Here is a 24,635-nt window from a genome sequence, read left to right as displayed (position 1 = left end):
GTCGCCGGGCGCTTGCGCTTGGCTTTCGCGGCATAAGCCGCGGCGCGCTTTGCGCTTGCCGCCCCCGATGGGGGCGGAGATATCACCCTCCAGCATCCCCTGATGCCGGACAAACTGGCCCGGGCGTTCGCGCCCGGGCCTTTCTTCTTTGGTGGCGGGGGGGTATAGAAACGTCATGAGCCTCTCGCCCCCCCTTATCGGCATCACCTTGGACAGCGAGGAACCCGGCGGCTATTCCCGCATGCCGTGGTACGCGCTGCGGCGTAATTACGCCGAGATCGTCGCCCGCGCCGGCGGGCTGCCGGTGATGCTGCCGCACGAGCCCCGTCTGGCCGCCGCTTTCCTCGACCGCATCGACGGGCTGATCGTCACCGGCGGGGCCTTCGACATCGACCCGGCCCTGTTCGGCGCCGAGGCCCGCGCCGGCCTGGTGCTGAAGCGTGGGCGCACCCAGTTCGAACTGGCCATGGTGCGGGGCGCGCTGGACCGCGACATGCCCATCCTCGGCATCTGCGGCGGGCAGCAATTGCTCAACGTGGCGCTGGGCGGCACCCTGATCCAGCACATCCCCGACGAGGTGGCGGGCGCGCTCTCCCACGAGCAGCCCAATTCCCGCTCCGAGCCCGGCCATTGGGTGGAGATCGCCGCCGAGACCCGGCTTGCCGCCATCGTCGGCGAGACGCGCATTCCGGTGAACTCGGCCCACCATCAGGCGGTGCGCGACGTGGCGCCCGGCTGTGCCGTCAACGCCATCGCCCCCGACGGGGTGATCGAGGGCATCGAGGCGACGGGAAAGACCTTCTGCATCGGGGTGCAATGGCATCCCGAATACGACATCAGCCCGGCGGATTCGGCCCTGCTGCGCGCTTTCGTGGGAGCATGCCGATGACCGAGGAAAAAGGCGAAAGAATAGCCAAGCGGCTGGCCCGCGCCGGATTGTGCTCGCGCCGCGAGGCCGAGCGCTGGATCGAGATGGGCCGCGTCTCGGTCAACGGCAAGACGCTCGATAGCCCCGCCTGCGTGGTCGGGCCGGGCGACATCGTCCTGGTGGACGGTACGCCGCTTTCCGAGCCGGAAAAGACCCGGCTGTGGCGCTACCACAAGCCCGCCGGTCTGGTCACCACCCACCGCGACCCCGAAGGTCGGCCGACCGTGTTCGACCATCTGCCCGACGGCATGCCCCGGGTGATCTCGGTGGGCCGCCTCGACCTCAATTCCGAAGGCCTGCTGCTGCTCACCAATGACGGCGAGCTGGCCCGCAAGCTGGAACTGCCCTCCAACGCCTGGGTGCGGCGTTACCGGGTGCGCGTCCATGGCGAGGTGTCGGAAGACGCCCTGGCCCGGCTGGAGAACGGCATCACCATCGACGGCATGGAATACGGCCCCATCAGCGCGACGCTGGATCGCCGCCAGGGCGCCAACGCCTGGCTCTCGGTCGCGCTGAAGGAAGGCAAGAATCGCGAAATCCGCCGGGTGATGGAATATCTGGGCTGGCCGGTGTCGCGCCTGATCCGTGTCTCCTACGGCCCCTTCCAGCTGGGCACCCTGGCCGAAGGCGCCGCCGACGAGGTGGCGGGCAAGGTCCTGCGCGAGCAGATGGGCGAAGGCAAGGCGGTGTTGAAGCCCAAGGCCGAGCACAAGCCCGCCGGCGAGCGCGAAAAGGAGCAACGGGTCGCCGCCCGGGCCCGCAAGCAGAAGCTGGCCGAGGACAAGCGCGCCGCCGACGCCAAGAAAGAAAAATCCCGCGATGCGCATCGTCGCCGGTCTTCATAAGGGCCGCCGTCTCGAGGCGCCGTCGGGCCGCGACACCCGGCCCACCGCCGACCGGGTGCGCCAGGCCCTCTTCGACGTCCTGATGCATTCCGATCTGGTGGAGATGGAGGGCGCCCGCGTGGTGGACGCCTTCGCCGGGTCGGGCGCGCTGGGCCTGGAAGCCCTGTCGCGCGGCGCGGCGCACGCCAGCTTCCTGGAACTGGCGGCGCAGCCCCTGGCCGCCATCTACGCCAACGTGAAGGCATTGAAGGTGGAGGACCAGACCAAGGTGGTCCGCGCCGACGCCGCCCGGCCCCCCGCCGCCCCCCATGCCTGCACCCTGGCCTTCCTCGATCCGCCCTATCATTCCGGGCTGGCCGCTCCTTGCCTGGAAGGGCTTGCCGCCAAGGGCTGGCTGGAGCCGGGCGCCCTGGCCGTGGTGGAAGTGGCCGCCGACGAGGCCTTCGCGCCTCCCCCCGGCTTCGAGGCGGTGGACGAGCGCCCGCGCGGCGCGGCGCGGCTGGTGTTCGTGGTTTACCGCCGCCCTTGATGCGTGATACAAGGCAACTGTTCCCGTAATGTTCGGACGGTCGCCATGGATTTTGCCCTGATCTCCGCTGGTCTTTCCCTGCTCGCCCTGGTGGGCGTGGTGCTGTTGCTGCTGCGCCGGAAGGACGACCTGTCCGAGCGTCTCGACCGGCTGGAGCGGGTGTTGCGCGACGAGGCCCGCCAGGACCGGCGCGAAAGCGCCGAGATGATCCGCGACCATCAGGGCGCATCCGCCTCCGCCGCCGACCGCTACCACACCGAGCTACGCATCCTGGTGGAGACCAAGTTGGCCGAGTTCCGCTCGGACCAGGCCACCCAGGCCCGCAATTTGCGCGAGGAGGTGCTGGGCGGCATCAAGCAGCTGGGCGAAGGCATCGGCAAGACCGTGTCGGAGCAGACCCGGGTGGTGTCCGAGCATCTGGACAAGCTGCGGGGCGAAAATACCGCCAAGCTGGAGCAGATGCGCCAGACCGTGGACGAGAAGCTGCAGGGCACCCTGGAAAAGCGCCTGGGCGAATCCTTCAAGCTGGTCAGCGACCGCCTGGAACAGGTCCACAAGGGCCTGGGCGAGATGCAGAATCTCGCCAGCGGCGTGGGTGATTTGAAGCGGGTGCTCACCAACGTCAAGACCCGCGGCACCTGGGGCGAGGTGCAACTGGGCGCGCTGCTGGAACAGATCTTCCGCGCCGATCAGTATGTGCGCGAAGCCAATTGCAGGAAGGGCAGCCTGGAGCGCGTCGACTTCGCCATCCGCCTGCCGGGCAAGGGCGACGACGAGCCGGAAGTGCTGCTGCCCATCGATTCCAAATTCCCCAACGAGGATTACGAGCGCCTGCAGATGGCCGTCGAGCGCGCCGATGCCGAAGCCGTCGAGGCCGCCGCCAAGGCGCTGGAGAACCGGGTCAAGAGCTTCGCCCGCGACATCCGCGACAAATACGTCAACCCGCCGGCCACCACCGACTTCGCCATCCTGTTCCTGCCCACCGAGGGGCTGTATGCCGAGGTGCTGCGCCGCCCCGGCCTGGTGGACCTGATCCAGCGCGACTACAAGGTGATCGCCGCCGGGCCGACCACGCTGGGCGCCATCCTCAACGCCATTCAGATGGGCTTCAAGACCATGGCCATCGAGAAGCGCTCGAGCGAGGTGTGGGAGATCCTGGGCGCGGTCAAGACCGAGTTCGGCAAGTACGGCGACGTGCTCGACAAGGTCCAGAAGAAGCTGCAGGAGGCGTCCAAGACCATCGACGACGTGGCGGTGAGGAAACGCGCCATCGACCGCCAGTTGCGCAAGGTGGAAGCCATCCCCGATGCCGGGGTCGAAGCCCTGCTGGCGCTGGGCGCCACCGCCATCGACGATGCCGGCGAGGACGAAGGGTGAGGCCGGCGAGGTGCCCGTCACGCAGGCGTTTGCGCGCCTGAACCATCCCGGAGCGTAACGTAGAAGGTCGTGCCGCTCCCCGGCTCCGAGGTCAGCCAGATGTCACCGCCGAAGCGATGGACAATGCGGCGGCACAGGGTCAATCCGATGCCTGTCCCTTCGTGACTGGACGTCGTGGCCAGGCGCTGGAAGATATCGAAGATCTTTTCATGGTATTGCGGCTCGATCCCGATGCCGTTGTCCGTCACGGCGATGCGCCAGATGTCGGCCGATTGGGGTTGCGCACGGATGGAGATGACGGGCGGCCTGTCCGGTGCGCGATACTTGATGCCATTGCCGATCAGGTTCTGAAACAGGCTGACAAGGTAAATCGGATCGGCCATGACCACCGGCAGATCGCCGATATTGACCTGGGCGCCCGACGCACGGATGTCCGACTCCAGATTCTTCAGGGCCTGGGCAACGGCTTCACGCGCCGGGACCGGGGCCAAGGGCTCCGACTGGCGTGATACGCGGGAAAACTCCAGGAGGTCGTTGATGAGTCGCGTCATATGCTTGCCGCCATCAACGATGAATTTGATGTAATCGTCCGCGTTTGTGTCAAGTACGCCCCGATAGCGCCGCTCCAGGAGCTGGGTGTAGTGGATGATATTGCGGAGTGGTGTCTGCAGGTCATGCGATGCCACATAGGCGAACTTTTCAAGATCGGCGTTCGAGTGCTCAAGGTTGTGGGTCTTAACCTCCAGCTCCATGTTCTTGTTTTCAATTTTACTGTGGTATGTTCCGATCATGCGGTGCGTGAGCCGTGAGAATTTCCAGCCGATCAGCAGCGAGGCGGTAACCCCGATCGCGGTGGCGAAAATGGTCAGCATGATCTTTTCGCGGGTATTGCGCTCCAGCACGGCCCGGCGCTCCGCCGTCGCGGCGGCAAGGTCATCCATGTAAAGCCCGGCGCTGATGGCCCAATCCCAGCCGGGTATTTTCGAGACATAGACCATTTTCGTGGATTTGTTCGAGGACCCTCCGTCCGGCGCCCACTCATAGCTGACGAAGCCGTCGCCCCGCTTTGCCTGCTCGAAGATCAAATGGGCCACGGCCCGGCCATCGGGGGGCAGTTCGTCGATCAGGTGGTCTTCACTTGCCGGTCTTGACGGAGAGACCAGAACCTGTTCGCCAGGGCCGTAGACCACGAAATAGCCCTTGGATTGCGGGCCGAAGCGCAGGGACCGCAGCCGGTTGCGCGCTTCCAACTGCAGCACCTGATCCACATCGGATATGTATTGTCCGGTGCCGATGATCCAGTCGAAGGGCTCGAAGTGCCGGACATAGGAGATTTTCTCCAGCATCTTGGCGCCGCTGCCCGGAGCGTGCCAGCGATAGTGAGCGAATCCCTGTCCGACCGGCATCCTGGCCGCCTCGATGAGGGTGCGCATGATGTAGGTTCCGGCATCGTCCCGGTTATCCAGCAGCGATGTTCCCTCGAGCTTGGTATTGATGGGCAGCAGCAGGCACAGCCCATCCATGCCGTCGACAAAGTAATAGCCCTTCCCGTCGAAGAACCGGAGGGGGCGAAGGACTTCGATGATCAGCCGCTTCAGTTCCCTCTCGCCGATTCGGTCCTTCCCCTCGGTGTAAAGAGCGGTTGCCAGCGCATGGGCCTGGTCGACCTGATCGGTGATCTGCTGCCGCAGAATTGCTTCGGTGCGGCTTTGCATGGTCTGGAGGAAGTTCTTGGCGCTTTCCACCTCGCGGACCAGTTCGTCCTGCATGGACGCCAGTTCCTGCCGTTCCATGGCAAGAATGTTGTCGTGGTGCTCGCTGCGGGCCTGGTAGATCAAGGCCCCGCCCAATGCCAGGGCCATCACGGCAACGATGATCGCCGATGAGAACAGCTGCAACCTGAAGATCTGCCGTTCATCGCCATGCACGGCATGCCCTCGCTCTGGTGAGGTGGCGCTGATGGAATCTGGGCATCGTACAATTTATTTATGACGAATGCCTTACATCTTCCGGCCCGTACCCTTATTCGGCGGGATGAGGGGCCGAAGCCCCCTTCCCGGCGGGACGTGTCTACGCCCGCTCCGGGAACAGCGCCTTCAACCCTTCCGGCGAGGCCTCACAGACGCCGCGCTCGGTAATCAGGCCGGTGACCAGACGGGCCGGCGTGACGTCGAAACCGTAATTGACCGCCGCCGAGCCGTCCGGGGTGACCTGGACCTCATGCACAACGCCATCCTCAGTCTTGCCGAAGATATGGGTCTGCTCGCGGGCCGAGCGGGTCTCGATGGGAATTTCCTTGACCCCGTCGGCGATGGTCCAGTCGATGGTGGGGCTGGGCAGGCCCACATAGAAGGGGACGTTGTTGTCCTTGGCGGCCAGGGCCTTCAGATACGTGCCGATCTTGTTGCAGACGTCGCCGTTGCGGGTGGTGCGGTCGGTGCCGACGATGCACAGGTCGACCATGCCGTGCTGCATCAGGTGGCCGCCGGTATTGTCGGCGATCACCGTATGGGGTACGCCGTGCCAGTTCAGTTCGCGCGCCGTCAGGCTGGCGCCCTGGTTCCTGGGCCGTGTCTCGTCCACCCAGACATGGACGGGAATGCCGGCGTCGAAGGCCTTGTAGATGGGGGCCAGCGCGGTGCCCCAATCCACCGTGGCCAGCCAGCCGGCGTTGCAATGGGTCAGGATGTTGATGGTGCGGCCCTTGGCCTTGTACTGCTCGGCGATGATTTTGGCGCCGTGGACGCCTAGGGCGGCGTTCTGGGCGGAATCCTCGTCGCAGATCTCGGCGGCGCGCTCGTAGGCGGCGTCGACGCGGTCCTTGACGGCCAGCGGCTTCAACACCGCCATCATCTCGTCCAGGGCCCATTTCAGGTTGATGGCGGTGGGCCTTGTCGCGTGCAGCACCTGATAGGCCTTGTCGAGGCCCTTGTCCGAGGCATCCTCGATGGCCGCCAAGGCCATGCCGTAGGCGGCGGTGGCGCCGATCAGCGGCGCGCCCCTGACCCACATGTCCTTGATGGCCCTGGCGGCATCGTCGAGGCCGGTCAGCGCCACGGTGACGAAGTCGTGGGGCAGGCGGGTCTGGTCGATGATCTCGACCACGCGCCCGTCGGCGCCCAGCCAGATGGTGCGGTAGGGGGTGCCGTTGATCAGCATTATTTGAGGACCCTTCCCGCCACCGCGTCCAGCTTGCCCACCACCGCCGGGTCGCGGACTTCGCCATGGGTGATGATGGCGTTGTCGAGCGCCGTGTGGCAGCCCTTGGCGCAGGGAGACTTGCGCCCCGTCACCTTGGGTGCGACGGCCTTGACCAGCGAGCGGGCGCGGTCGGCATTGGCCAGCAGCACACGCACGATGGCGTCCACGGTGACCGCGTCGTGGTCGGGGTGCCAGCAATCGTAATCGGTGACCATGGCGACCGAGGCGTAGCACATCTCCGCCTCGCGGGCCAATTTGGCCTCGGGCATGTTGGTCATGCCGATGACGTCGCAGCCCCACTGGCGATAGAGGTTGCTCTCGGCCCCTGTCGAGAATTGCGGGCCTTCCATGACCAGATAGGTGCCGCCGCGCACGGCGACGATGCCCGCCTCCTTGGCCGCCGCCTCGACCATGTCGCCCAGGCGGCCGCAGACGGGGTGCGCCATGGAGACGTGGGCGACCAGCCCGGTCTCGAAAAAGCTCTTGGTGCGCGCGAAGGTACGGTCGATGAACTGGTCGACGATGACGAAGGTGCCGGGCGGCAGCTCTTCCTTCAAGGACCCCACGGCGGAGACCGACAGAATCTCGGTGACGCCGGCCCGCTTCATGGCGTCGATATTGGCGCGGAAATTCAGCTCCGACGGCGGGATGCGGTGGCCGCGCCCGTGGCGGGGCAGGAACACCAGCTTCTGGCCGTCCAGTTCACCGAAAAGGAACTCGTCCGAGGTGGGGCCGAACGGGCTTTCCACCCGGCGCCATTCCTTGTTGGTCAGCCCGTCGATGTCATAGACGCCCGACCCGCCGATGATGCCGAGCACGGGAGTGGAATGTCCGTCCGCCATGGAAAAGCCCCTTCGAATGCGATGGTCCGCTGGTGTTAGGGCAAAACCGGTGGAGAGGCAAGCCTGTTCGTGTTATGTTCTTATCCATGACGCCTGAGGATTGGCCCAAGGCGCGCGGCGCGCGCTCCAACCCCACGCCCCGCTTCGACCGTCTCGGCGCCGAGGCGGTGGATGACGGCTGGGCTTTGGCCGAGGAGGAGAGGCCCGATCCCCGCACCACCATCCATGTGGAGCGGGCGCGCAACATTCTGACGCGCAACGATTCGCCCGACATTCCCTTCGACCGCTCGGTCAACCCCTATCGTGGTTGCGGCCATGGCTGCGTCTATTGCTTCGCCCGGCCGAGCCACGCCTATCTCGACCTGTCGCCGGGCCTGGATTTCGAGACCAAACTGTCGGTCAAGCCCGACGCCCCGGCCCTGCTGGAGGCGGCGCTGAGGAAGCCCGGCTATAAGCCCGCCCCCATCGCGTTCGGCACCAACACCGATCCCTACCAGCCCATCGAGCGCGACTGGAAGATCATGCGCGGCTGCCTCGAGGTGCTGGCCGCCTTTGCCCACCCGGTGATGATCACCACCAAGGGCTTCCTGGTGACCCGCGACCTGGACATCCTGGGACCCATGGCGGCGGAGGGACTGGCGGCGGTGGCGGTCAGCGTCACCACGCTGGACGTCCGCCTGCACGCCAAGCTGGAGCCCCGCGCCTCATCGCCCGCCCGGCGGCTGGAAGCCATCCGCCGCCTGTCGGCCGAGGGCGTGCCCACCATGGTGATGGCGGCCCCCATGATTCCGCGCCTCAACGACCACGAGTTGGAGGACATCCTGGCGGCGGCCCGGGACGCCGGGGCGACAGCGGCGGGCTTCACCCTGCTGCGCCTGCCCTACGAGGTGAAGGACCTGTTCGCCGAATGGCTGGACGCCCATTTCCCCGAGCGGGCGGCCCATGTGCTGTCCCTGCTGACGCAGCAACGGGGCGGAAAGCTCAACGATCCCCGCTTCGGCAAACGCATGAGCGGCGAAGGTGAGCACGCCCGCCTGCTGGCCCAACGCTTTCACGTGGCGCTGCGCAGGCTGGGGCTGGAGAACGGGCGGGTGGCGTTGGACAGTTCCCGGTTCACGCCGCCGCCCCGGGTGGGGGATCAGTTGCGGCTATTCTGATTTTTCGAACTTCAGCGACAGCGAGTTGATGCAGTAGCGCAAGCCCGTCGGACCCGGCCCGTCGTCGAAGACGTGGCCGAGATGGGCGTCGCATCTGGAGCACAGCACCTCGGTGCGGATCATGCCGTGGCTGCGGTCGCGCTCTTCCGCCACCGCTTCCGGCGTCGCGGGCATGGAGAAGGCGGGCCAACCACAGCCGGAGTTGAACTTGGCTTCCGACAGAAACAGGTCCTGGCCGCAGCAGACGCAAGTGTAGCGTCCGGGCTTGAACAGGTGGTCGTATTCGCCGGAGAAGGGGCGCTCGGTGGCCTTCTGCCGGGTCACGGCGTATTGGCCGGGGGTCAATTGCGCCTGCCACTCGGCGTCGGTCTTCACCACTTTGTCGCTCATGGTTATTGTCCTTGCCAAAGTATGAACCGGCACCGCAGGTCCGGGCGGAGATCCCTCGCTCATCGCTCGGGATGACAGGGGATCAGAAGTCCTGGGCCAAATCCGCCCAGGAGGGATTCATCTCACGGATCAGCTCTTCCTTTTTGGAACGTCGCCAGCCTTTGATCTGCTTTTCCCGGGCTATGGCGGCGTTCACATCGCCGGTCATCTCGAACCAGACCAGCCGATGGCAATGATAGCGCTTGGTGAACCCATCCGCGATACCGCTGCGATCCTCGTGCAGCCTGCGAGCCAGGTCATTGGTGACGCCGACATACAGCACGCCGGATACGCTCGAGAGCATGTAGACGTAGAAGTGCCGCTGCAACGGTGTCATCCCGAGCGATGAGCGAGGGATCTCATCCTGGCATGCCCTGTCCGGTTTTGACACGCTCGCCCAGGCGGAGATCCCTCGCTCATCGCTCGGGATGACATTATGAGTAAAAAAAAGCGCGGTCCCTTTCGGAACCGCGCCCTTTCTCGTCGGATGTCACGCCGAGGATCAATCCTCGTGGTGACGCTCCTTCTTGGCGGCGGCGCGCTCGGCTTCCAGCTGGGCGGAGATGTCCTCGCCGGTGGTCTGGTCCACCTGCTTCATGGACAGCTTCACCTTGCCGCGGTCGTCGAAGCCCAGGACCTTGACCTTGACCACGTCGCCCTGCTTGACCACGTCGGCGGTCTTGGCGACGCGCTCGCGGGCCAGTTCCGAGATGTGGACCAGACCGTCGCGCGACCCCAGGAAGTTCACGAAGGCGCCGAAATCGACCACCTTCACGACCTTGCCGTTGTAGATCACGCCCAGCTCCGGCTCGGCGACGATGCCGCGGATCCAGTCGATGGCGCGCTGGCCGGCGTCGGAATCCACCGAGGCCACCTTGATGGTGCCGTCGTCGTCGATGTCGATCTTGGCGCCGGTCTGCTCGCAGATCTCGCGGATGACCTTGCCGCCGGTGCCGATGACTTCGCGGATCTTCTCCTTGGGAATGGAGATGGTGGTGATGCGCGGAGCGTTGCCCGACACCGAATCACGGGCGTGATCCAGGCCCTTGTTCATCTCGCCCAGGATGTGGATGCGGCCGTCCTTGGCCTGGCCGAGCGCGATCTTCATGATCTCCTCGGTGATGGAGGTGATCTTGATGTCCATCTGCAGCGCGGTGACGCCGTCGACGGTGCCGGCCACCTTGAAGTCCATGTCGCCCAGGTGATCCTCGTCACCCAGGATGTCGGACAGCACGGCGAAGTCCTTGCCTTCCTTGATCAGGCCCATGGCGATGCCTGCCACCGGCTTAGGGAGAGGCACGCCGGCGTCCATCATGGCCAGCGACGAGCCGCAGACGGTCGCCATGGACGAGGAGCCGTTGGACTCGGTGATCTCCGAGACCACGCGCATGGTGTAGGGGAAGCTCTCCTTCACCGGCAGGCAGGGACGCATGGCGCGCCAGGCCAGCTTGCCGTGGCCGATCTCGCGACGGCCCGGGCTGCCCATGCGGCCGGCTTCACCCACCGAGTAGGGGGGGAAGTTGTAGTGCAGCATGAAGTGCTCGCGGTACTCGCCCGCCAGTTGGTCGATGATCTGCTCGTCCTGGCCGGTGCCCAGCGTGGCGACCACCAGGGCCTGGGTCTCGCCGCGGGTGAACAGGGCGGAACCGTGGGCGCGGGGCAGGACGCCGACCTCGACCTCGATCTTGCGGACGGTCTTGGTGTCGCGGCCGTCGATGCGCACGCCGGTCTTCAGGATGTTGCCGCGCACCACGTCGGCTTCCATGTGCTTCAGGATGCCGCCGGCCACGGCCAGTTCGGCCGGCTCGGACAAGAGGGCCAGGGCCTTCTTCTTGACCTCGCCCACGGCGGCGTAGCGGTCCTGCTTCTTGATGATCTTGTAGGCTTCGGCCATCTCGGCGGGGATGCCCGCGTCGTTGAACTTACCGGTGACCACCGCCACCTCGGCGGGGGGCTCGGGCAGGTCCCACGGGTCCTTGGCGCATTCCTCGGCCAGCTCGATGATCGCCTGGATCACCGCCTGGAATTCCTTGTGGCCGAACATCACGGCGCCCAGCATGACCTCTTCCGACAGCTGCTTGGCTTCGGATTCGACCATCAGCACGCCTTCGGTGGTGCCGGCGACCACCAGGTCGAGGTCGCTCTTGGGCAGGTCGCCCACCAGCGGGTTCAGCACGTACTTGCCGTCCACATAGCCGACGCGGGCGGCGCCGACCGGGCCCATGAAGGGCAGGCCCGAAATGGTCAGCGCGGCGGAGGTGCCGACCATGGCGACGATGTCGGGATCGTTCTCGAGGTCATGGCTCAGCACGGTGCAGACCACCTGCACCTCGTTGCGGAAGCCGTCGGCGAACAGCGGGCGGATGGGGCGGTCGATCAGGCGGGAGACCAGGGTCTCCTTCTCGCTGGGCCGGCCCTCGCGCTTGAAGAAGCCGCCGGGGATCTTGCCCGCGGCGAAAGCCTTCTCCTGGTAGTTCACCGTCAGGGGGAAGAAGTCGATGCCGGGCTTCTGGCTCTTGGCGCCCACCACGGTGCAGAGCACGGTGGTTTCGCCGTAGGTGGCCATCACGGCGCCGTCGGCCTGGCGGGCGACCTTGCCGGTCTCCAGAACCAGCTTGCGGCCGCCCCAGGTGAGTTCCTTGCGGTGGACATTGAACATGGACATGTAAGTCACTTCCTTATGTTTAGGACCGCCGCCGGATTGCGGTCGGTCCCGGCGTCAATTTTTCGCGGCGGCCGCTTTCCTGCGGCACAAACGCGGACACCCGCGCGGAGCCATCCCCGCGCGGGTGCGATCCAGGCGACGCCCGGCCTTCGTAAGTCGGCTGTGTGGATTACTTGCGCAGACCGAGGCGGCCAATGAGGCTCTCGTAGCGCTTGTTGTCCTTGGCCTTCAGGTAGTCGAGCATGCGGCGGCGCTGGCCGACCATGATCAGCAGGCCGCGGCGCGAGTGGAAATCCTTCTTGTGCGACTTCAGGTGCTCGGTCAGGTTGCGGATGCGCTCCGACAGAATGGCGACCTGGACCTCGGCGGAACCGGTGTCACCTTCCTTGGTCGCGTATTCCTTGACGAGTTCCTGGGTACGCTCGGCAGTGATCGACATCGTCTACTCCTATTCATCGGTGAGGTTCATGACCCGCACCGGGCGGATTTCGCCGCTTTCGATGCGAACCAACGCCACCAGCCGCTCTGCCTGCATCGCCCGGCACACAATGCCTTCGGCGATTTCAGCCTGCGGATGCCGGGAAACCACGTGCGAGATTGACACGGGATTACCGCTCTGGAGGCGGCGGGCCTCGCTTTCCGTCAGGGCCAGGGCCGGGATGTCGTCCAGCGCGGTCTCGATGGGAAGCAGAAAGGTCCAAGGGGCGGGAACTTGACTCAAGTCCTCCAGGGATTCAAGGGAAATCGCGTTTTGCTCATTGAACGGGCCGCAGGTGACGCGCCGCAGTACCGACACATGCCCCACCGTGCCCAACGCCAGGGCCAGGTCGCGGGCCAGCGAGCGCACATAGGTGCCCTTGCCGCAATGAACCTCGAAATCGGCGTGGTCGTCATCGGGGCGGCCCAGCAGGGCGAGCGAATGGATGAGGATGCGCCGCGGCTTGATCTCCACCTCTTCCCCGGCGCGGGCCAGGTCGTAGGCGCGCTGGCCGTCGATCTTGATGGCGGAGAAGGCGGGGGGAATCTGGTCGATCTCGCCCAGGAAGGCGGGCAAGGCGGCCAGGATGGCCGCCTCGGTCGGGCGATTGGGCGAGGTTTCCGTCACCTCGCCTTCACGATCGCAGCTGGCGGTGGCCTCGCCCCAGCGCACCTGGAAGCGGTAGGTCTTGGCCCCGTCCATGACGTATTGCACCGTCTTGGTGGCCTCGCCCAGCGCGATGGGCAGCACGCCCGACGCCAGCGGGTCCAGGGTGCCGCCATGGCCGACCTTGGCGGCGTTCAGGATGCGCTTGACCCTGGACACCACCTGGGTGGAGCCCAGCCCCAAGGGCTTGTCGATGGCCAGCCAGCCGTGAACGGGATCGCCTTTCCGCTTGCGGGCCACTTAGCGTCCCATCAGCGACAGCAGCGCCTTCACCGTGTTCTCGGCGCCGTCGGCGATCTGGCTGATGGACGAGTCCAGCATGTAGCAGGGCGAGGTCACCACCTTGCGAGCCTTGTCCACCACCACGCCGCCATGGCCGGCCTGGGTGTGCCGCGCCCCCATGGCCTCGATGGCCTGGGCGGTGCCCTGGTCGGTGCCGATGGTGACGTCGATGCCTTGGCCGAAAATCTTGGCCATCAGGGCCGGGGCGATGCACAGGGCGCCGATGGGCTTGCCCGCCGCCGCCATGGCCTTGACCGCTTTCTCGGTGTCGGGATCGACGGAACAGTCGGGGCCCTGCGTCGCGAAGGTGCAGAGGTTCTTGGCCGCGCCGAAGCCGCCGGGGAAGACCAGGGCGTCGTAATCGGCCGGATTGAACCCGGCCAGCGCCTTGATGGCGCCGCGCGCGATGCGGGCCGATTCCACCAGCACGTTGCGGCTTTCGCCCGACGCTTCCTGCCCCGTCAGGTGGTTGACCACATGCATCTGGGCCTTGTCGGGGGCGAAGCACTGATAGGTGCCGCCCTGGCGGTCGATGGCCAGCAGGGTCAGCACGGCTTCGTGAATCTCGGCGCCGTCATAGACGCCGCAACCGGACAGCACGACGGCGAAGCGGGGTTTGGCGGTCATGGCTCTTACTCTCCCTCCCGAAAACGTTCCGGCATTATACGATTCCCCGAACCGAGGGCCATGGTCTATCGTTTGCCTTTCCTCGATACCATGTGAGTCCCATGAGCCCCAATCCGGCCTATGCCACTCTGGAAGCCCGCTTCCGCAAGATGAACTCCGTCGCCGAGGCCCTGTCGGTGCTGTCGTGGGACATGGCGACCATGATGCCCGAGGGCGCCGCCGAGGCCCGCGCCGAGCAGGTGGCCACCCTGCGCGGCATCAACCACGAGCAGATCACCGCGCCGGACCTGGGCGAATTGCTGGAGCGGGCGGCTTCCGGTCCGCTGGATGCCTGGCAGGCGGCCAATCTGCGCGAGATGCGCCGCGACTGGATTCACGCCAGCGCCCTGCCCGCCGATCTGGTGGACGCCCTGGCCAGGGCCGAATCCTCCTGCGAGATGGTGTGGCGCCAGGCCCGCCCGGCGGCGGATTTCAAAATGGTGCTGCCGGCCTTGAAGGTCCTGCTGGGGCTGGTGCGCGAGGTGGGGCACGTCAAGGCCGAGGCGCTGGGCGTTTCCATCTACGACGCGCTGCTCGACCAGTACGAACCGCTGGGGCGTTCGGCCGAGATCGACGCGGTGTTCGATCCGCTGGAAAAGTTCCTGCCCGGCTTCATCGGCGAGGTGCTCGACGCCCAGGCCGCCCGCCCGGCGGTGGTCGAACCCGAAGGTCCCTTTCCCACCGAGCGGCAGAAGGCGCTGGGCATCCGCCTGATGGAGGTGCTGGGCTTCGATTTCCGCCACGGTCGCCTGGACGTCTCCCATCACCCGTTCTGCGGCGGCTATCCCGGCGACATCCGGGTGACCACCCGCTACAACGAGGACGATTTCGCCTCGGCCATGATGGGGGTGCTGCACGAGACCGGGCACGCGCTCTACGAGTTCGGCCTTCCCTCCGGCCATTGGCGGCCCCAGCCGGTGGGCCGCGCCCGCGGCATGGTGATGCATGAATCGCAAAGCCTGCTGATGGAGATGCAGGCCTGCCGCTCGGCCGAGTTCGCCGGCTTCCTGTCGCCGCTGCTGAAAACCACTTTCGGCGCGGACGGCCCGGCCTGGGAGGCCGACAACATCTACCGGCGCGGCATCAAGGTCGCCCGCGGCTTCATCCGGGTCGAGGCCGACGAGGTCACCTATCCCGCCCACGTCATCATCCGCTACCGCCTGGAAAAGGCGCTGATCGAAGGGCGGATGGAGTTGGACGACCTGCCCGCCGCCTGGAACGACGGCTACGAGCGGCTGCTGGGCATCCGGCCGCCCGACGATCGGCTGGGCTGCCTGCAGGACATCCACTGGTACGGCGGTGCCTGGGGCTACTTCCCCACCTACACCTTAGGCGCCATGACCGCCGCCCAGCTGTTCGACGCCGCCAGGACCGCCGATCCGCAGGTGATGAAGGGCATCGCCGGCGGCGATTTCCGGCCGCTGCTGGGCTGGCTGCGCGCTCAGGTCCATTCCCGGGGCTCGCTGGTCTCCACCCGTGACCTGCTGACCCAGGCCACCGGGCGGCCGCTGGACCCGGCGGTGTTCGAGGCGCATTTGCGGCGGCGCTATCTGGGGTGATAGACTCGTGCCCATGTTCGGCTGGCTGTCCCGTCTGGTCCTCGACAAGCGGGCGCGCGAGGCGCTGAAGCGCCCGGCGCCGGTGGTCGCGGCGCGCCCGCAGGCCAAGCCGAAGGAGCGCGACCCCGCCACCGCCCTGGCCGAGGCGGAGGAGCGCATGAAGCGCCTGCCGCCGGAAAAGGCCCAGCTGATCCGCTCGGCCATGCTGGTGCACCGGGCGCGGCAAGGGGTGCTGGCGGAACTGTCGGACGAGGAGCGTGAAAAGCTCAACAAGGTGGCGCTGAAGGCCTTGCTGGGGGGAGGGTCGTGATGTTCGGCTTCCTCAAAGCACTGTTCGCCGATGAAAAGCCCAAAGCCAAGCCGAAGCCCAAGGCGCCCGCGCCCAAGCCCGATCCCGGTTCCGAGCGGGCCGCGCTTCTGAAGCGCGCCCAGGAGGTTCACCGGGCCAAGCGCAAGATTCTCGACCATCTGTCGGACGAGGACCGCGCCAAGCTGGTCAGCATGGCCATCCTCACCTTCCTCAACCAGGGCCGCGAGCCCGACGACAAGAAGAGATAGTCCTTAACGTGAGCTCCTCTCCCGACCCCAAGGCCCTGGCCTCCGGCGTCCTGGCCGGCGAGCGCCGTGCCCTGGCCCGCGCCATCACCCTGATCGAATCCACCCGTCCCGACCACCGCGAGGCGGCCGAGGCGCTGATGCACGAATTGCTGCCCCATACCGGGCGCTCGGTGCGGGTCGGCATCACCGGCGTGCCCGGCGCGGGCAAGAGCACCTTCATCGAAAGCTTCGGCCTGCACGTCCTCGGGATGGGCAAGAAGCCGGCGGTGCTGGCGGTGGACCCGTCCTCGCCCCGCTCGGGCGGCTCGATTCTCGGCGACAAGACCCGCATGGAGGACTTGTCCAAGGATGCCCGCGCCTTCATCCGCCCCAGCCCCTCGGGCTGCACGCTGGGCGGCGTGGCGCGCCGCACCCGCGAAGCCATGCTGGTCTGCGAGGCGGCGGGCTTCGACGTCATCGTGGTCGAGACGGTGGGCGTCGGCCAATCCGAGACGGCGGTGGCCGAGATGGTGGACATGTTCCTGCTGGTCCTGGTGCCCGGCGGCGGCGACGAGTTGCAGGGCATCAAGAAGGGCATCGTCGAACTGGCCGACGCCATCATCGTCAACAAGGCCGACGGCGACCTGGCGGCGGCGGCGGCGCGGGCGGCCCGCGACTACAAGAACGCGCTGCACCTGCTGGCCCCGGCCTCGCCCCACTGGACCGTGCCGGTGCTGACCTGCTCGGCCCTGGCGCGCTCTGGGATCGACGAGGTGTGGGCGACCATCGACAGCTACCGCGCCACCATGGACAAGGCTGGCGCCCTGGCCGAGCGGCGCGCCGCCCAGGCCCATGCCTGGATGTGGAACGAGGTCTCGGAAACCCTGCTCCAGGCCCTGCGCGACGATCCCCAGGTGGAGACGCTGCTGCCCGAGATGGAGCGGGGCGTGGCCGCCGGCCTCATGGCCCCCGGCGCGGCGGCGCGGGCTTTGGTGCGGACTTTCCGGGGCAAGCCCTGAACGGCGGGATGGCCCTTGGCGTCGTCCTGATAATCAGGCTATCCTCAGGCGTCTATACGAAGGCGATGGGATGAACATGCAGACACCGATGACCGACAGCGGCCTCCTCAAGCGCGAGCTGGTGGGGCTGTTCGGGCACCTCCAGAAGATCAAGACCGAGCTGGCGGCCCTCAACCCGCCCGGTGCCCCGGATCATTTCGGCAGCATGTCCGAGCAGCTGGACGCCATCGTCGGCGCCACCGAAAGCGCCACCAACACCATCATGGAAAGCATGGAGACCATCAGCGAGCTGATGATCGAGGCCCGTGCCGCCGCCATCGACAACGAACCGCTGACCAAGGTGTTCGACAAGGTGGACGACCGGGTCAATCAGGTGTTCGAGGCCTGCTCGTTCCAGGACATCACCGGCCAGCGCATTTCCAAGATCGTCAACTCCATGAAGTTCGTCGAGGACCGGATCAAGGCCGTCATCCTGACCTGGGGCAAGGACGAGCTGACCAAGGTGGTGGTCGAGATCAAGAAGGAAGAGACCGATCCCGACAAGGCGCTGCTGCACGGACCCCAGCTGCCCGGCCAGGGCGTCTCCCAGGCCGACGTGGACCGCATGCTGGGCCAGGACGCCATCGACAAGCTGTTCGGCTGACATTTGCCGCGAGGTTGCTGGCAACCTCGCCTGACCAAAGACTCGGGAAGCGGGCGCCGGGCCGCCCCAAGCCCGTTTCCCTCCGTCCTATTCTTCGTGGAAAGTACACCGAGGCCGAAAGGCCGAGGGACTTTTCACGAAATCCCTACTGCCGCCAGAAGGCGGGAACGAACAGCACCAGCACGGTGAACAGCTCCAGCCGCCCGGTCAGCATGCCCAGCGACAGCAGCCACTTGGCCAAATCGGGCAGCCCGGCATAGGAGCCGCCGGGGCCGATCTCCGGACCCAGGCCCGGCCCCAGATTGGCCAGCGCCGAGGCCGCCGCCGATACCGCCGTGACGAAGTCGAGGCCGAGGAAGGCCAGCGACATGGCCAGCATGGCGAAACTCAGCGCATAGACGAACAGGAAGCCCATCACCGAGCCCAGGACCTCCTCGGGGATGGGGCGGCGGTTGAAGCTGGCGATCAGAACCGCGTGGGGGCGCAGCAGCCGGCGGATCTGCATCAGGGCGTCGGCGAACAGGAACTGGAAGCGGAAGACCTTGATGCCGCCGCTGGTCGACCCGGCGCAGCCGCCCACGAAGGCCAGGAAGAACAGAATGGCGGCGGGCATGCCGCCCCAAGTGCCGTATTCCAGGGTGAAGTGGCCGGTTCCGGTCATCACCGAGACCACGGTCAGCGCCCCGTGGCGGGCGGCGTCCAGCGGCGCCAGTCCCCGGCTGGTCATCAGCCAGGCCGTCACCCCCATCGTGCCCAGCAGCAGCAGGGCGAAATACCAGCGCAACTGGTGGTCGCGGGCGACGATCTTCCGGTTGCCGCGCAGGAGGTGGAAGAACAGCAGGAACGGCATGCCGCCCAGGATCATGCCCAGCGTGATCAGAAGCGTGATGGCGGCGCTGTCGAAATGGCCGATGGAGGAATCCGAGGTCGATGCCCCCGAGGTGGAGATGGTGCCCATGGCGTGGACCAGGGCCTCGAAGCCGCTCATCCCGGCCAGCCACAGGGCCAGGGCCAGCAGGGCGGTGGCGCCGCAATAGCCGGCCAGGATGGAAGCCGCGATGCGCTTGCCCCGCGAGGTGGCGCGCTCGGCCGGGCCGGGGACCTCGAGCCGGAACATCTGCATGCCGCCCACCGCCAGATCGGGCAGCACGCTGATGGCCAGCGCGATGATGCCGATGCCGCCCAGCCAGCCCAGCAGCGCCCGCCACAGCAGCAATCCGCGCGGCAGGGCGTCGAGGCCGCGGATCACCGTGGCGCCGGTGGCGGTCAGCCCCGCCATGGCCTCGAACACCGCGTCGGTGACCGACAGCTGCAGCGGGCCATAGACCAGGGGCAGGGCGGCGAACAAAGCGGGGACCATCCAGCCGAAGGTGGCGATCAGATAGGTCTGGCGCACGCTGCGCCGCCGCTGCGGCGTTCTCGTGCCCAGCATCAGGGCCAGGCCGAAGAACAGGGTCAGTCCCGACGAGGTGGCGAAGACCCGCCATTCCTCGTGCCCGTCCCGGAAGTCGATGATGGCCGGCAGCCACATGGCGGCGGCCAGGATGCAGACCAGGGCGCCGATGGCGGAGATGACGGGACGAAGGTCGAGCATGGTGCCGCTACTCCCGCCAATAGCTGCGCGAGAACAGCACCGCCACGGTGAACAGTTCCAGGCGGCCCAGCATCATTTCGGCGGCCAGGATCCACTTGGCGGCGTCGGGCAGGGGGCGGTAGCTGCCGAAGGGGCCGATCACGTCCCCGATTCCCGGGCCGGCATTGGCCAGGGCGGCGGCCGAGCCCGACAGCGCCGTCAGGAAGTCGACGCCCACCATGCTTAAGGCCAAGGCGAACAGGGCGAAGGTGAAGAAATACATCACCACGAAGCCCTGCACCGAATCGAGGACGGCCGGTGCGATGGGGCGCTGGTTGTAGTGGATGACGAAAATTCCGTGGGGGTGCAAAAGGCGCTTCAGGTGGATGCCGGCCAGGGCGAACAGCAATTCCCAGCGGAAGATCTTCACGCCCCCGGCGGTGGAGCCGGTGCAGCCGCCGATGAACACCAGGATGAAGAACACCACATGGGCGAAGCCGCCCCAGGCGCCGTAATCGGTGGAGACGAAGCCGGTGGTGGTGACGGTGGACACCACGTTGAAGGCGGCATGGCGGACGGCCACGCCAAAGCTCATGTCGTTGACCGCCCATTGCCAGAGCGCCATCACGCCGGCGGCGGTGCCGATGAACATCAGGTACCAGTGGGCCTGGGCGTCGTCCATGATGCGCGGGCGGCCCCGGCGCCAGGGGCCGGTCCACAGCACGAAGCTGGAACCGCCCACCATCATGGCGAAGATGGCCACCCACTGCACGGCGGTGCTCCAATGGGCCAGCTTGGTGTCCGAGGTGGAGAAGCCGCCGGTGCTGATGGCGGCCATGGCGTGGCAGACGGCGTCGAAGCGACCCATGCCCGCCGCCCAGAAGGCCAGGGCGGCCAGGGCGGTGAACACCACGTAGACCAGGGTGATGGAGGTGGCCACCTGGGTGATGCGCGGCTTGATGGTGTCGGTGCGGTCCGAGGTCTCCATGCGGAACACCTGCATGCCGCCGATGCGCAGCAAGGGCAGGATGGCCACCGCCATGATGATGATGCCGATGCCCCCCAGCCAGTTGAGCAAAGCGCGCCAGATCAGGATGCCGCGGGGCGCATGGTCCAGGCCGACGATCACCGTGGCTCCGGTGGTGGTCAGGCCGCTCATGGCCTCGAACACGGCGTCGGTGGGCGACAGGCGCAGGTTGGAGAAGGCGAAAGGCAGCGCCGCGAAGGCCGCCGTGGTGATCCAGGCCAGCGTGGTCAGCATGAAGGCCTGGCGCGCCGACAGGGCGGGGCGTCCCTTCGTGCTGGTGCCGAAGGTCAGGGCCAGTCCGGCAAAGGCGGTCACCATCGAGGAAACCGCGAAGACCTTCCAGTCCACGTCGCCGGCCGACAGATCGACCAGGGCCGGGATGCCCATGGCCAAGGCCAGCACCAGCAGCAGCACGCCGTTGACGAAGAGAACCGGCCGGATGTCGATCAAGTCATCTGTCCCCTTGGAAGAGATGACTCATGGAAGGATTCTCCTCCCCTGTAAAGTCCTGTCTTAGCCCGACACCCGCTGGGCGATGGTGGCGAACAGGGCGCGCAGCGCCAGGGCCTCGCCGCCCTCGGGCCGTCCGGGGCGGGGCGCGCCGTTCCAGGCCATGATGTCCAGATGGGCCCAGATGATGTCGGGCTCGACGAATTCCTGCAGGAACAGGGCGGCGGTGATGGCCCCGGCATGGGGGGAATCCGTGGCGTTGCAGAGATCGGCCACCTTGGATTCGATCATGCGGCGATAGGGTTTATGGAGCGGCAGGCGCCACAGGGGCTCGCCCTCGGCCTCGCCGTTCCTCAGTAAATCGCTGGCCAGCAGGTCGTTGTTGCTGAACAGGGCCGGCAGGTCGGTGCCGAGAGCGCTGCGCGCCGCGCCGGTCAGCGTGGCGATGTCGATCAGCAAGGCGGGCTTCTCGGCCGCCGCCTCGGCCAGGGCGTCGGCGAGGATCAGGCGTCCCTCGGCGTCGGTGTTGCCCACCTCCACCGTCAGGCCCTTGCGGGTGGAAAGCACGTCCAGCGGCCGCATGGATTCGCCCGACACCGAGTTCTCCACCGCCGGGATCAGCACCCGCAGCCTGAGCTTCAGCCCGGCGGCCATGATCATGGCCGCCAGACCCAGCACATGGGCGGCGCCGCCCATGTCCTTCTTCATCAGCTTCATGTTGGAGGACGGCTTCAAATCCAGCCCGCCGGTGTCGAAGCACACCCCCTTGCCCACCAGGGTGACCTTGGGGGCGAGCTCGTCGCCCCAGCGCAGGTCGATCAGGCGGGGGCGGCGATTTTGCGCCGCGCCGCGTCCCACCGCATGGATGGCGGGGTAGTTCTCGGCCAGCAATCCGTCGCCGACGATCACCCGGCACTTGGCGCCGAAGCGCGCGGCCAGGGCATCGGCGGCGGCCGCCAGTTCCGCCGGTCCCATGTCCGAGGCGGGAGTGTTGATCAGGTCGCGCACCAGGGCGAAGGCCTCGACGTCGCGCGCCACCCGGGCGCGGTCGGCGCCCTCGGGCCACACCAGACGGGGCAGGCCTCCTTGTTTTGGGCCCTTGCGCGCCTTGTAGCGGTCGAAGGAATAGGCGGACAGCGCCCAGGCCAGGGCTGCGCGCCCCGAATCCGCGGCGGACAGCGGCCTGGACAGGCGATAGGCGCGGGCGGGCAGTTTGGCGGGGAAGTGGGCGAAGGCCCAAGGATCGTCCTCGTCGGGCAGCCCGGCCAGGACGGCGGCCAGTACGCCGTTTTCCCCCGGCAGCAGGCAGACGGCGCCGGACTCGGCCTTGAAGCCGCTCTGATCCACCCAGCGGCGCACGCCCTCGGGCTGGCCGTCCAGCCAGCCGGCCAGTTCACCCTTGCGCAGGGCGATCAGATCCGTCGCCCCATCCTCGGCCTCGACCAGTTGCTCCAGCACCCGTCTCTCCTTGAATTCCCTATTGAAGGCAGCCTTGGCTTGCTCCCATGATCGGTGACCATCCACGGTTTGGGAAGCGTCATGTCACTCACCCTCGTCGTCGGCACCAAGCGCTGGTCCTCCTGGTCACTGCGGCCCTTCCTGTCCTTGATGGCCACGGGCGCCCCCTTCCGCGAAGTTCTGATCGAGCTGCGCCAGCCCGACACCAAGGAAAAGATTCTCCAATGGTCGCCGTCGGGCAAGATCCCCATGCTGGAGGACGGCGGCGTCAAGGTCTGGGACTCGCTTGCCATCTGCGAATATCTGGCCGAACGCTTCCCCGAGGCCAAATTATGGCCCGAAAGCCGCGAGGCCCGCGCCCATGCCCGTTCCATTTCGGCGGAGATGCATTCGGGTTTCGTCCCGCTGCGCTCCACCTGCCCCATGGATGTGGTGGAGGATCAGGTTCTGGCCGAGATTCCCGATGACGTGAAAGCCGACGTGGCCCGCATCGACGCCATCTGGACCGACTGCCGCGCCCGCTTCGGCCAGGGCGGCCCCTTCCTGTTCGGCGCCTTCACCAACGCCGATGCCATGTACGCCCCCGTGGTGACGCGCATCCGCACCTACAGCCTGCCGGTGGGGCCGGTGGCCAGCGCCTATTGCGACGCGGTCATGGCCCTTCCGGCCATGCAGGCCTGGATCAAGGAGGCCAAGGTGGCGGGGGGGTGATGGGGACGCCTCGCAAAAACAAAAAGAGAACATCGCTTGATCCAAGCCTGTTTTGCTGGTAATCTTGCCATCCATCAACACCCGAAACGCGCCCGGAGCCAGGAACTGGCTCCGGGCGTTTTATTTCGGCCTATGGATGGAGGCTTCGGATGCGGTTTTCTATTCCCTTTGCCCCTGCACGCAGTCCCGATGGGGAAGGCAGCGGCGGCGCCTTTACCTATACCGACAGCGCGGGAAGCGATGACGGCGGCGGTGGTGGCGGAAGTCACTACAACCCCGATCAACCTCGCGATTGGCACGGTCGCTGGACCGCAGGTCCGGACGAGCGGGGCGGGGGCCGTAATCTGCTGGATGCCGCCGACAGCGGCGGAGCCTCAGCACCGCAGCCCATGATCTGGCTGGAGACCGGCGGCCAGCCGAATCTGCTCGATCAGGCGGCCGCTGCTCCGGCCTGGAAGGCCGAAGTCTTCGCCAACCAGCCCGGTGCTTGGCGGGGCTTCACCGGCGCCGTGGCGGGCCTGCCCGAAGTGGGCGACGCCGAGGCCTTCAGCTACGGCGAAATCTTTGCCGCCGAGGGCGGCATCGCCGTGGACCCCACATCCCGCTACAAGACCTCCAGCGGCATCACCATCGGAACACTGAGGGATGCCATGGCGGGCGTGCCGGGCCTGGAGGGGATCGCGACACCCAACCTGCTGACGTTACCGCAGCGTGCCGCCATTTACCGCGACTATTTCGACCGGGCTTTGCGCGGAGTCGATGGCGGCCATCGGGCGCTGGAAGCGATAGGAAACCCGTTCGCCGCCTCCGCCCTGGCCGACACGCTATTCCGTTTCGGCCCTAAAGGCGGAACGGAAATGATCCAGCGGGCGCTGGATCAAGTCATGCCTGGCGTCGTCGGCCTCGATGGCCGGATGGGGCCGGGAACCTTCGGGGTATACCGGGAATTCGCTACAAATCCGGCAACACGGGGGCAACTGCTGGACGCTCTTCAGCGAATTCGAAGCAAAAAGTTGGATGGTTTGGAAGAAGACCGCAACCAACACTTCCGCTATCTGCGGCAGCGCTGAACCCATCACCAGCGCGGCGTGGACCATTCGGCCGCGTACCAACCGTGCTCCCACCGACGCAGGATGTAACTGGTGGGTGGTCCGCCTTCCGGTCCACATGTTGAATTGCGACAATGGAGATCGTTCAGTTCCAGCACAATGTCCCCGATACGGGGCACCATGCGTTCGACGATATAGGCGTTCCGATTGGCCTTGGTGATGATGGCGGTCCCCGCCACCCGATAGCGGATGTAATGAGTAAGCCGTCCCGTCCCGAGATCCAGCGGTCGATACGCAGGTCCCTTGCCAATTTGGCACAAGCGTTCATCGTTGCGAGTAAAACAAGCCTGGATCGTCTCCACCGCACAAAGCGGTGTCACCGGCTTGCCGATGCACTTGCTGTCCGTGGTGGCGTCATCCTGGGTGAGCGTGTGCCATACCCCCGGCGGGTCGATGGGCGGTAGGTCTGAGGGTTTGGGCGGGGCAATCCGCTCCGCCCCCAGCGCCAGGGCCGGGCACAGCAGAATCATCAGGGGCGGCAGCC

The 24,635-nt window shown here is 66.7% G+C and carries 25 protein-coding genes; 12 read left to right on the top strand and 13 right to left on the bottom strand.

Annotation, left to right across the window (positions count from 1 at the left end; translation table 11 throughout):
- The first annotated feature begins 175 nt into the window (after positions 1 to 175).
- From WV31_RS04290 to WV31_RS04275, 4 genes are read left to right on the top strand one after another with little or no spacing between them, the layout of a single operon-like run.
- Complete coding sequence (locus WV31_RS04290; protein WP_085372424.1) at positions 176 to 889, top strand: gamma-glutamyl-gamma-aminobutyrate hydrolase family protein; 714 nt, start codon at positions 176 to 178, stop codon at positions 887 to 889.
- Entirely contained in the window at positions 886 to 1,773 is an 888-nt protein-coding gene (locus WV31_RS04285; protein ID WP_085372423.1) for a pseudouridine synthase, read from the top strand. The genes WV31_RS04290 and WV31_RS04285 overlap by 4 nt, the downstream gene beginning before the upstream one ends.
- Entirely contained in the window at positions 1,748 to 2,302 is a 555-nt protein-coding gene (rsmD, locus tag WV31_RS04280) for a 16S rRNA (guanine(966)-N(2))-methyltransferase RsmD (protein ID WP_085372422.1), read from the top strand. Before WV31_RS04285 ends, rsmD begins: the two co-directional genes overlap by 26 nt.
- 45 nt (positions 2,303 to 2,347) lie before the next feature.
- Positions 2,348 to 3,679, top strand: coding sequence for a DNA recombination protein RmuC (locus WV31_RS04275; protein WP_085372421.1), 1,332 nt, complete (start codon positions 2,348 to 2,350; stop codon positions 3,677 to 3,679).
- A gap of 17 nt (positions 3,680 to 3,696) precedes the next feature.
- Here WV31_RS04275 and WV31_RS22380 read toward each other — a convergent pair whose 3' ends face one another.
- From WV31_RS22380 to WV31_RS04260, 3 genes are all read right to left on the bottom strand, one after another.
- A complete protein-coding gene (locus WV31_RS22380) occupies positions 3,697 to 5,607 on the bottom strand; it encodes a cache domain-containing protein (RefSeq protein WP_085372420.1) in 1,911 nt (636 codons plus the stop codon).
- 142 nt (positions 5,608 to 5,749) lie between these two features.
- Entirely contained in the window at positions 5,750 to 6,838 is a 1,089-nt protein-coding gene (gene mtnA, locus WV31_RS04265) for an S-methyl-5-thioribose-1-phosphate isomerase (protein ID WP_085372419.1), read from the bottom strand.
- On the bottom strand, positions 6,838 to 7,722 hold the full coding sequence (locus tag WV31_RS04260) for an S-methyl-5'-thioadenosine phosphorylase (RefSeq protein WP_085372418.1): 885 nt from the start codon (positions 7,720 to 7,722) through the stop codon (positions 6,838 to 6,840). The genes mtnA and WV31_RS04260 overlap by 1 nt, the downstream gene beginning before the upstream one ends.
- 86 nt (positions 7,723 to 7,808) lie before the next feature.
- On the opposite strand from WV31_RS04260, the gene WV31_RS04255 reads away from it, so the two are divergent.
- Positions 7,809 to 8,879: a PA0069 family radical SAM protein gene (locus WV31_RS04255; protein WP_085375453.1), complete on the top strand. Its 1,071-nt coding sequence runs from the start codon at positions 7,809 to 7,811 to the stop codon at positions 8,877 to 8,879.
- On the opposite strand, the gene msrB is transcribed toward WV31_RS04255, so the two are convergent.
- The 6 genes from msrB to elbB all read right to left on the bottom strand — a co-directional run bounded on the left by msrB (position 8,871) and on the right by elbB (position 14,026).
- Positions 8,871 to 9,269 carry a peptide-methionine (R)-S-oxide reductase MsrB gene (gene msrB, locus WV31_RS04250; protein WP_085372417.1) on the bottom strand — a complete coding sequence of 133 codons (399 nt, stop codon included), beginning with the start codon at positions 9,267 to 9,269 and terminating at the stop codon, positions 8,871 to 8,873. The two genes, WV31_RS04255 and msrB, sit on opposite strands and share 9 nt — an antisense overlap.
- Before the next feature lie 82 nt (positions 9,270 to 9,351).
- On the bottom strand, positions 9,352 to 9,645 hold the full coding sequence (locus WV31_RS04245; RefSeq protein WP_085372416.1) for a GIY-YIG nuclease family protein: 294 nt from the start codon (positions 9,643 to 9,645) through the stop codon (positions 9,352 to 9,354).
- A 165-nt stretch (positions 9,646 to 9,810) separates the two neighbouring features.
- A complete protein-coding gene (gene pnp / locus WV31_RS04240; RefSeq protein WP_085372415.1) occupies positions 9,811 to 11,973 on the bottom strand; it encodes a polyribonucleotide nucleotidyltransferase in 2,163 nt (720 codons plus the stop codon).
- Positions 11,974 to 12,142: 169 nt separating this feature from the next.
- On the bottom strand, positions 12,143 to 12,412 hold the full coding sequence (rpsO, locus tag WV31_RS04235; RefSeq protein WP_009870465.1) for a 30S ribosomal protein S15: 270 nt from the start codon (positions 12,410 to 12,412) through the stop codon (positions 12,143 to 12,145).
- 9 nt (positions 12,413 to 12,421) lie between these two features.
- Positions 12,422 to 13,357 (bottom strand): tRNA pseudouridine(55) synthase TruB, encoded by a 936-nt coding sequence (gene truB / locus WV31_RS04230; protein ID WP_085372414.1) that lies wholly within the window; start codon positions 13,355 to 13,357, stop codon positions 12,422 to 12,424.
- Entirely contained in the window at positions 13,358 to 14,026 is a 669-nt protein-coding gene (gene elbB / locus WV31_RS04225) for an isoprenoid biosynthesis glyoxalase ElbB (protein ID WP_085372413.1), read from the bottom strand. It lies immediately after the preceding gene.
- 101 nt (positions 14,027 to 14,127) lie between these two features.
- On the opposite strand from elbB, the gene WV31_RS04220 reads away from it, so the two are divergent.
- The 5 genes from WV31_RS04220 (at position 14,128) to WV31_RS04200 (ending at position 17,823) form a co-directional block, all read left to right on the top strand.
- The gene (locus WV31_RS04220) at positions 14,128 to 15,624 is read left to right on the top strand and encodes a carboxypeptidase M32 (protein WP_085372412.1); all 1,497 of its coding nucleotides are present in this window, start codon (positions 14,128 to 14,130) and stop codon (positions 15,622 to 15,624) included.
- 7 nt (positions 15,625 to 15,631) lie between these two features.
- The gene (locus WV31_RS04215) at positions 15,632 to 15,934 is read left to right on the top strand and encodes a hypothetical protein (RefSeq protein WP_145980731.1); all 303 of its coding nucleotides are present in this window, start codon (positions 15,632 to 15,634) and stop codon (positions 15,932 to 15,934) included.
- Complete coding sequence (locus WV31_RS04210) at positions 15,934 to 16,182, top strand: hypothetical protein (RefSeq protein WP_085372410.1); 249 nt, start codon at positions 15,934 to 15,936, stop codon at positions 16,180 to 16,182. The genes WV31_RS04215 and WV31_RS04210 overlap by 1 nt, the downstream gene beginning before the upstream one ends.
- A gap of 8 nt (positions 16,183 to 16,190) precedes the next feature.
- On the top strand, positions 16,191 to 17,180 hold the full coding sequence (gene meaB, locus WV31_RS04205; RefSeq protein ID WP_085372409.1) for a methylmalonyl Co-A mutase-associated GTPase MeaB: 990 nt from the start codon (positions 16,191 to 16,193) through the stop codon (positions 17,178 to 17,180).
- Between the two features lie 88 nt (positions 17,181 to 17,268).
- Positions 17,269 to 17,823 (top strand): protein phosphatase CheZ, encoded by a 555-nt coding sequence (locus WV31_RS04200; protein ID WP_168185846.1) that lies wholly within the window; start codon positions 17,269 to 17,271, stop codon positions 17,821 to 17,823.
- Between the two features lie 145 nt (positions 17,824 to 17,968).
- Here WV31_RS04200 and WV31_RS04195 read toward each other — a convergent pair whose 3' ends face one another.
- From WV31_RS04195 to WV31_RS04185, 3 genes are all read right to left on the bottom strand, one after another.
- Positions 17,969 to 19,417 (bottom strand): TrkH family potassium uptake protein, encoded by a 1,449-nt coding sequence (locus WV31_RS04195; protein WP_085372407.1) that lies wholly within the window; start codon positions 19,415 to 19,417, stop codon positions 17,969 to 17,971.
- Positions 19,418 to 19,424: 7 nt separating this feature from the next.
- Positions 19,425 to 20,873 carry a TrkH family potassium uptake protein gene (locus tag WV31_RS04190; protein ID WP_085372406.1) on the bottom strand — a complete coding sequence of 483 codons (1,449 nt, stop codon included), beginning with the start codon at positions 20,871 to 20,873 and terminating at the stop codon, positions 19,425 to 19,427.
- A 63-nt stretch (positions 20,874 to 20,936) separates the two neighbouring features.
- The gene (locus tag WV31_RS04185) at positions 20,937 to 22,331 is read right to left on the bottom strand and encodes a leucyl aminopeptidase family protein (RefSeq protein WP_085372405.1); all 1,395 of its coding nucleotides are present in this window, start codon (positions 22,329 to 22,331) and stop codon (positions 20,937 to 20,939) included.
- An 81-nt stretch (positions 22,332 to 22,412) separates the two neighbouring features.
- Here WV31_RS04185 and WV31_RS04180 point away from each other — a divergent pair, with 81 nt between their 5' ends.
- Together WV31_RS04180 and WV31_RS04175 are read left to right on the top strand one after the other, a co-directional pair.
- Entirely contained in the window at positions 22,413 to 23,042 is a 630-nt protein-coding gene (locus WV31_RS04180; RefSeq protein WP_085375452.1) for a glutathione S-transferase family protein, read from the top strand.
- Between the two features lie 149 nt (positions 23,043 to 23,191).
- Positions 23,192 to 24,112, top strand: a complete 921-nt coding sequence (locus WV31_RS04175) for a hypothetical protein (RefSeq protein ID WP_145980730.1) — start codon at positions 23,192 to 23,194, stop codon at positions 24,110 to 24,112.
- A 5-nt stretch (positions 24,113 to 24,117) separates the two neighbouring features.
- Here WV31_RS04175 and WV31_RS04170 read toward each other — a convergent pair whose 3' ends face one another.
- The gene (locus WV31_RS04170; RefSeq protein WP_085372403.1) at positions 24,118 to 24,621 is read right to left on the bottom strand and encodes a hypothetical protein; all 504 of its coding nucleotides are present in this window, start codon (positions 24,619 to 24,621) and stop codon (positions 24,118 to 24,120) included.
- Positions 24,622 to 24,635: the final 14 nt, after the last annotated feature.

It is taken from the genome of Magnetospirillum sp. ME-1, from assembly GCF_002105535.1.
GTDB lineage: Bacteria > Pseudomonadota > Alphaproteobacteria > Rhodospirillales > Magnetospirillaceae > Phaeospirillum.
This window is presented reverse-complemented; position numbering and strand designations above follow the sequence as displayed.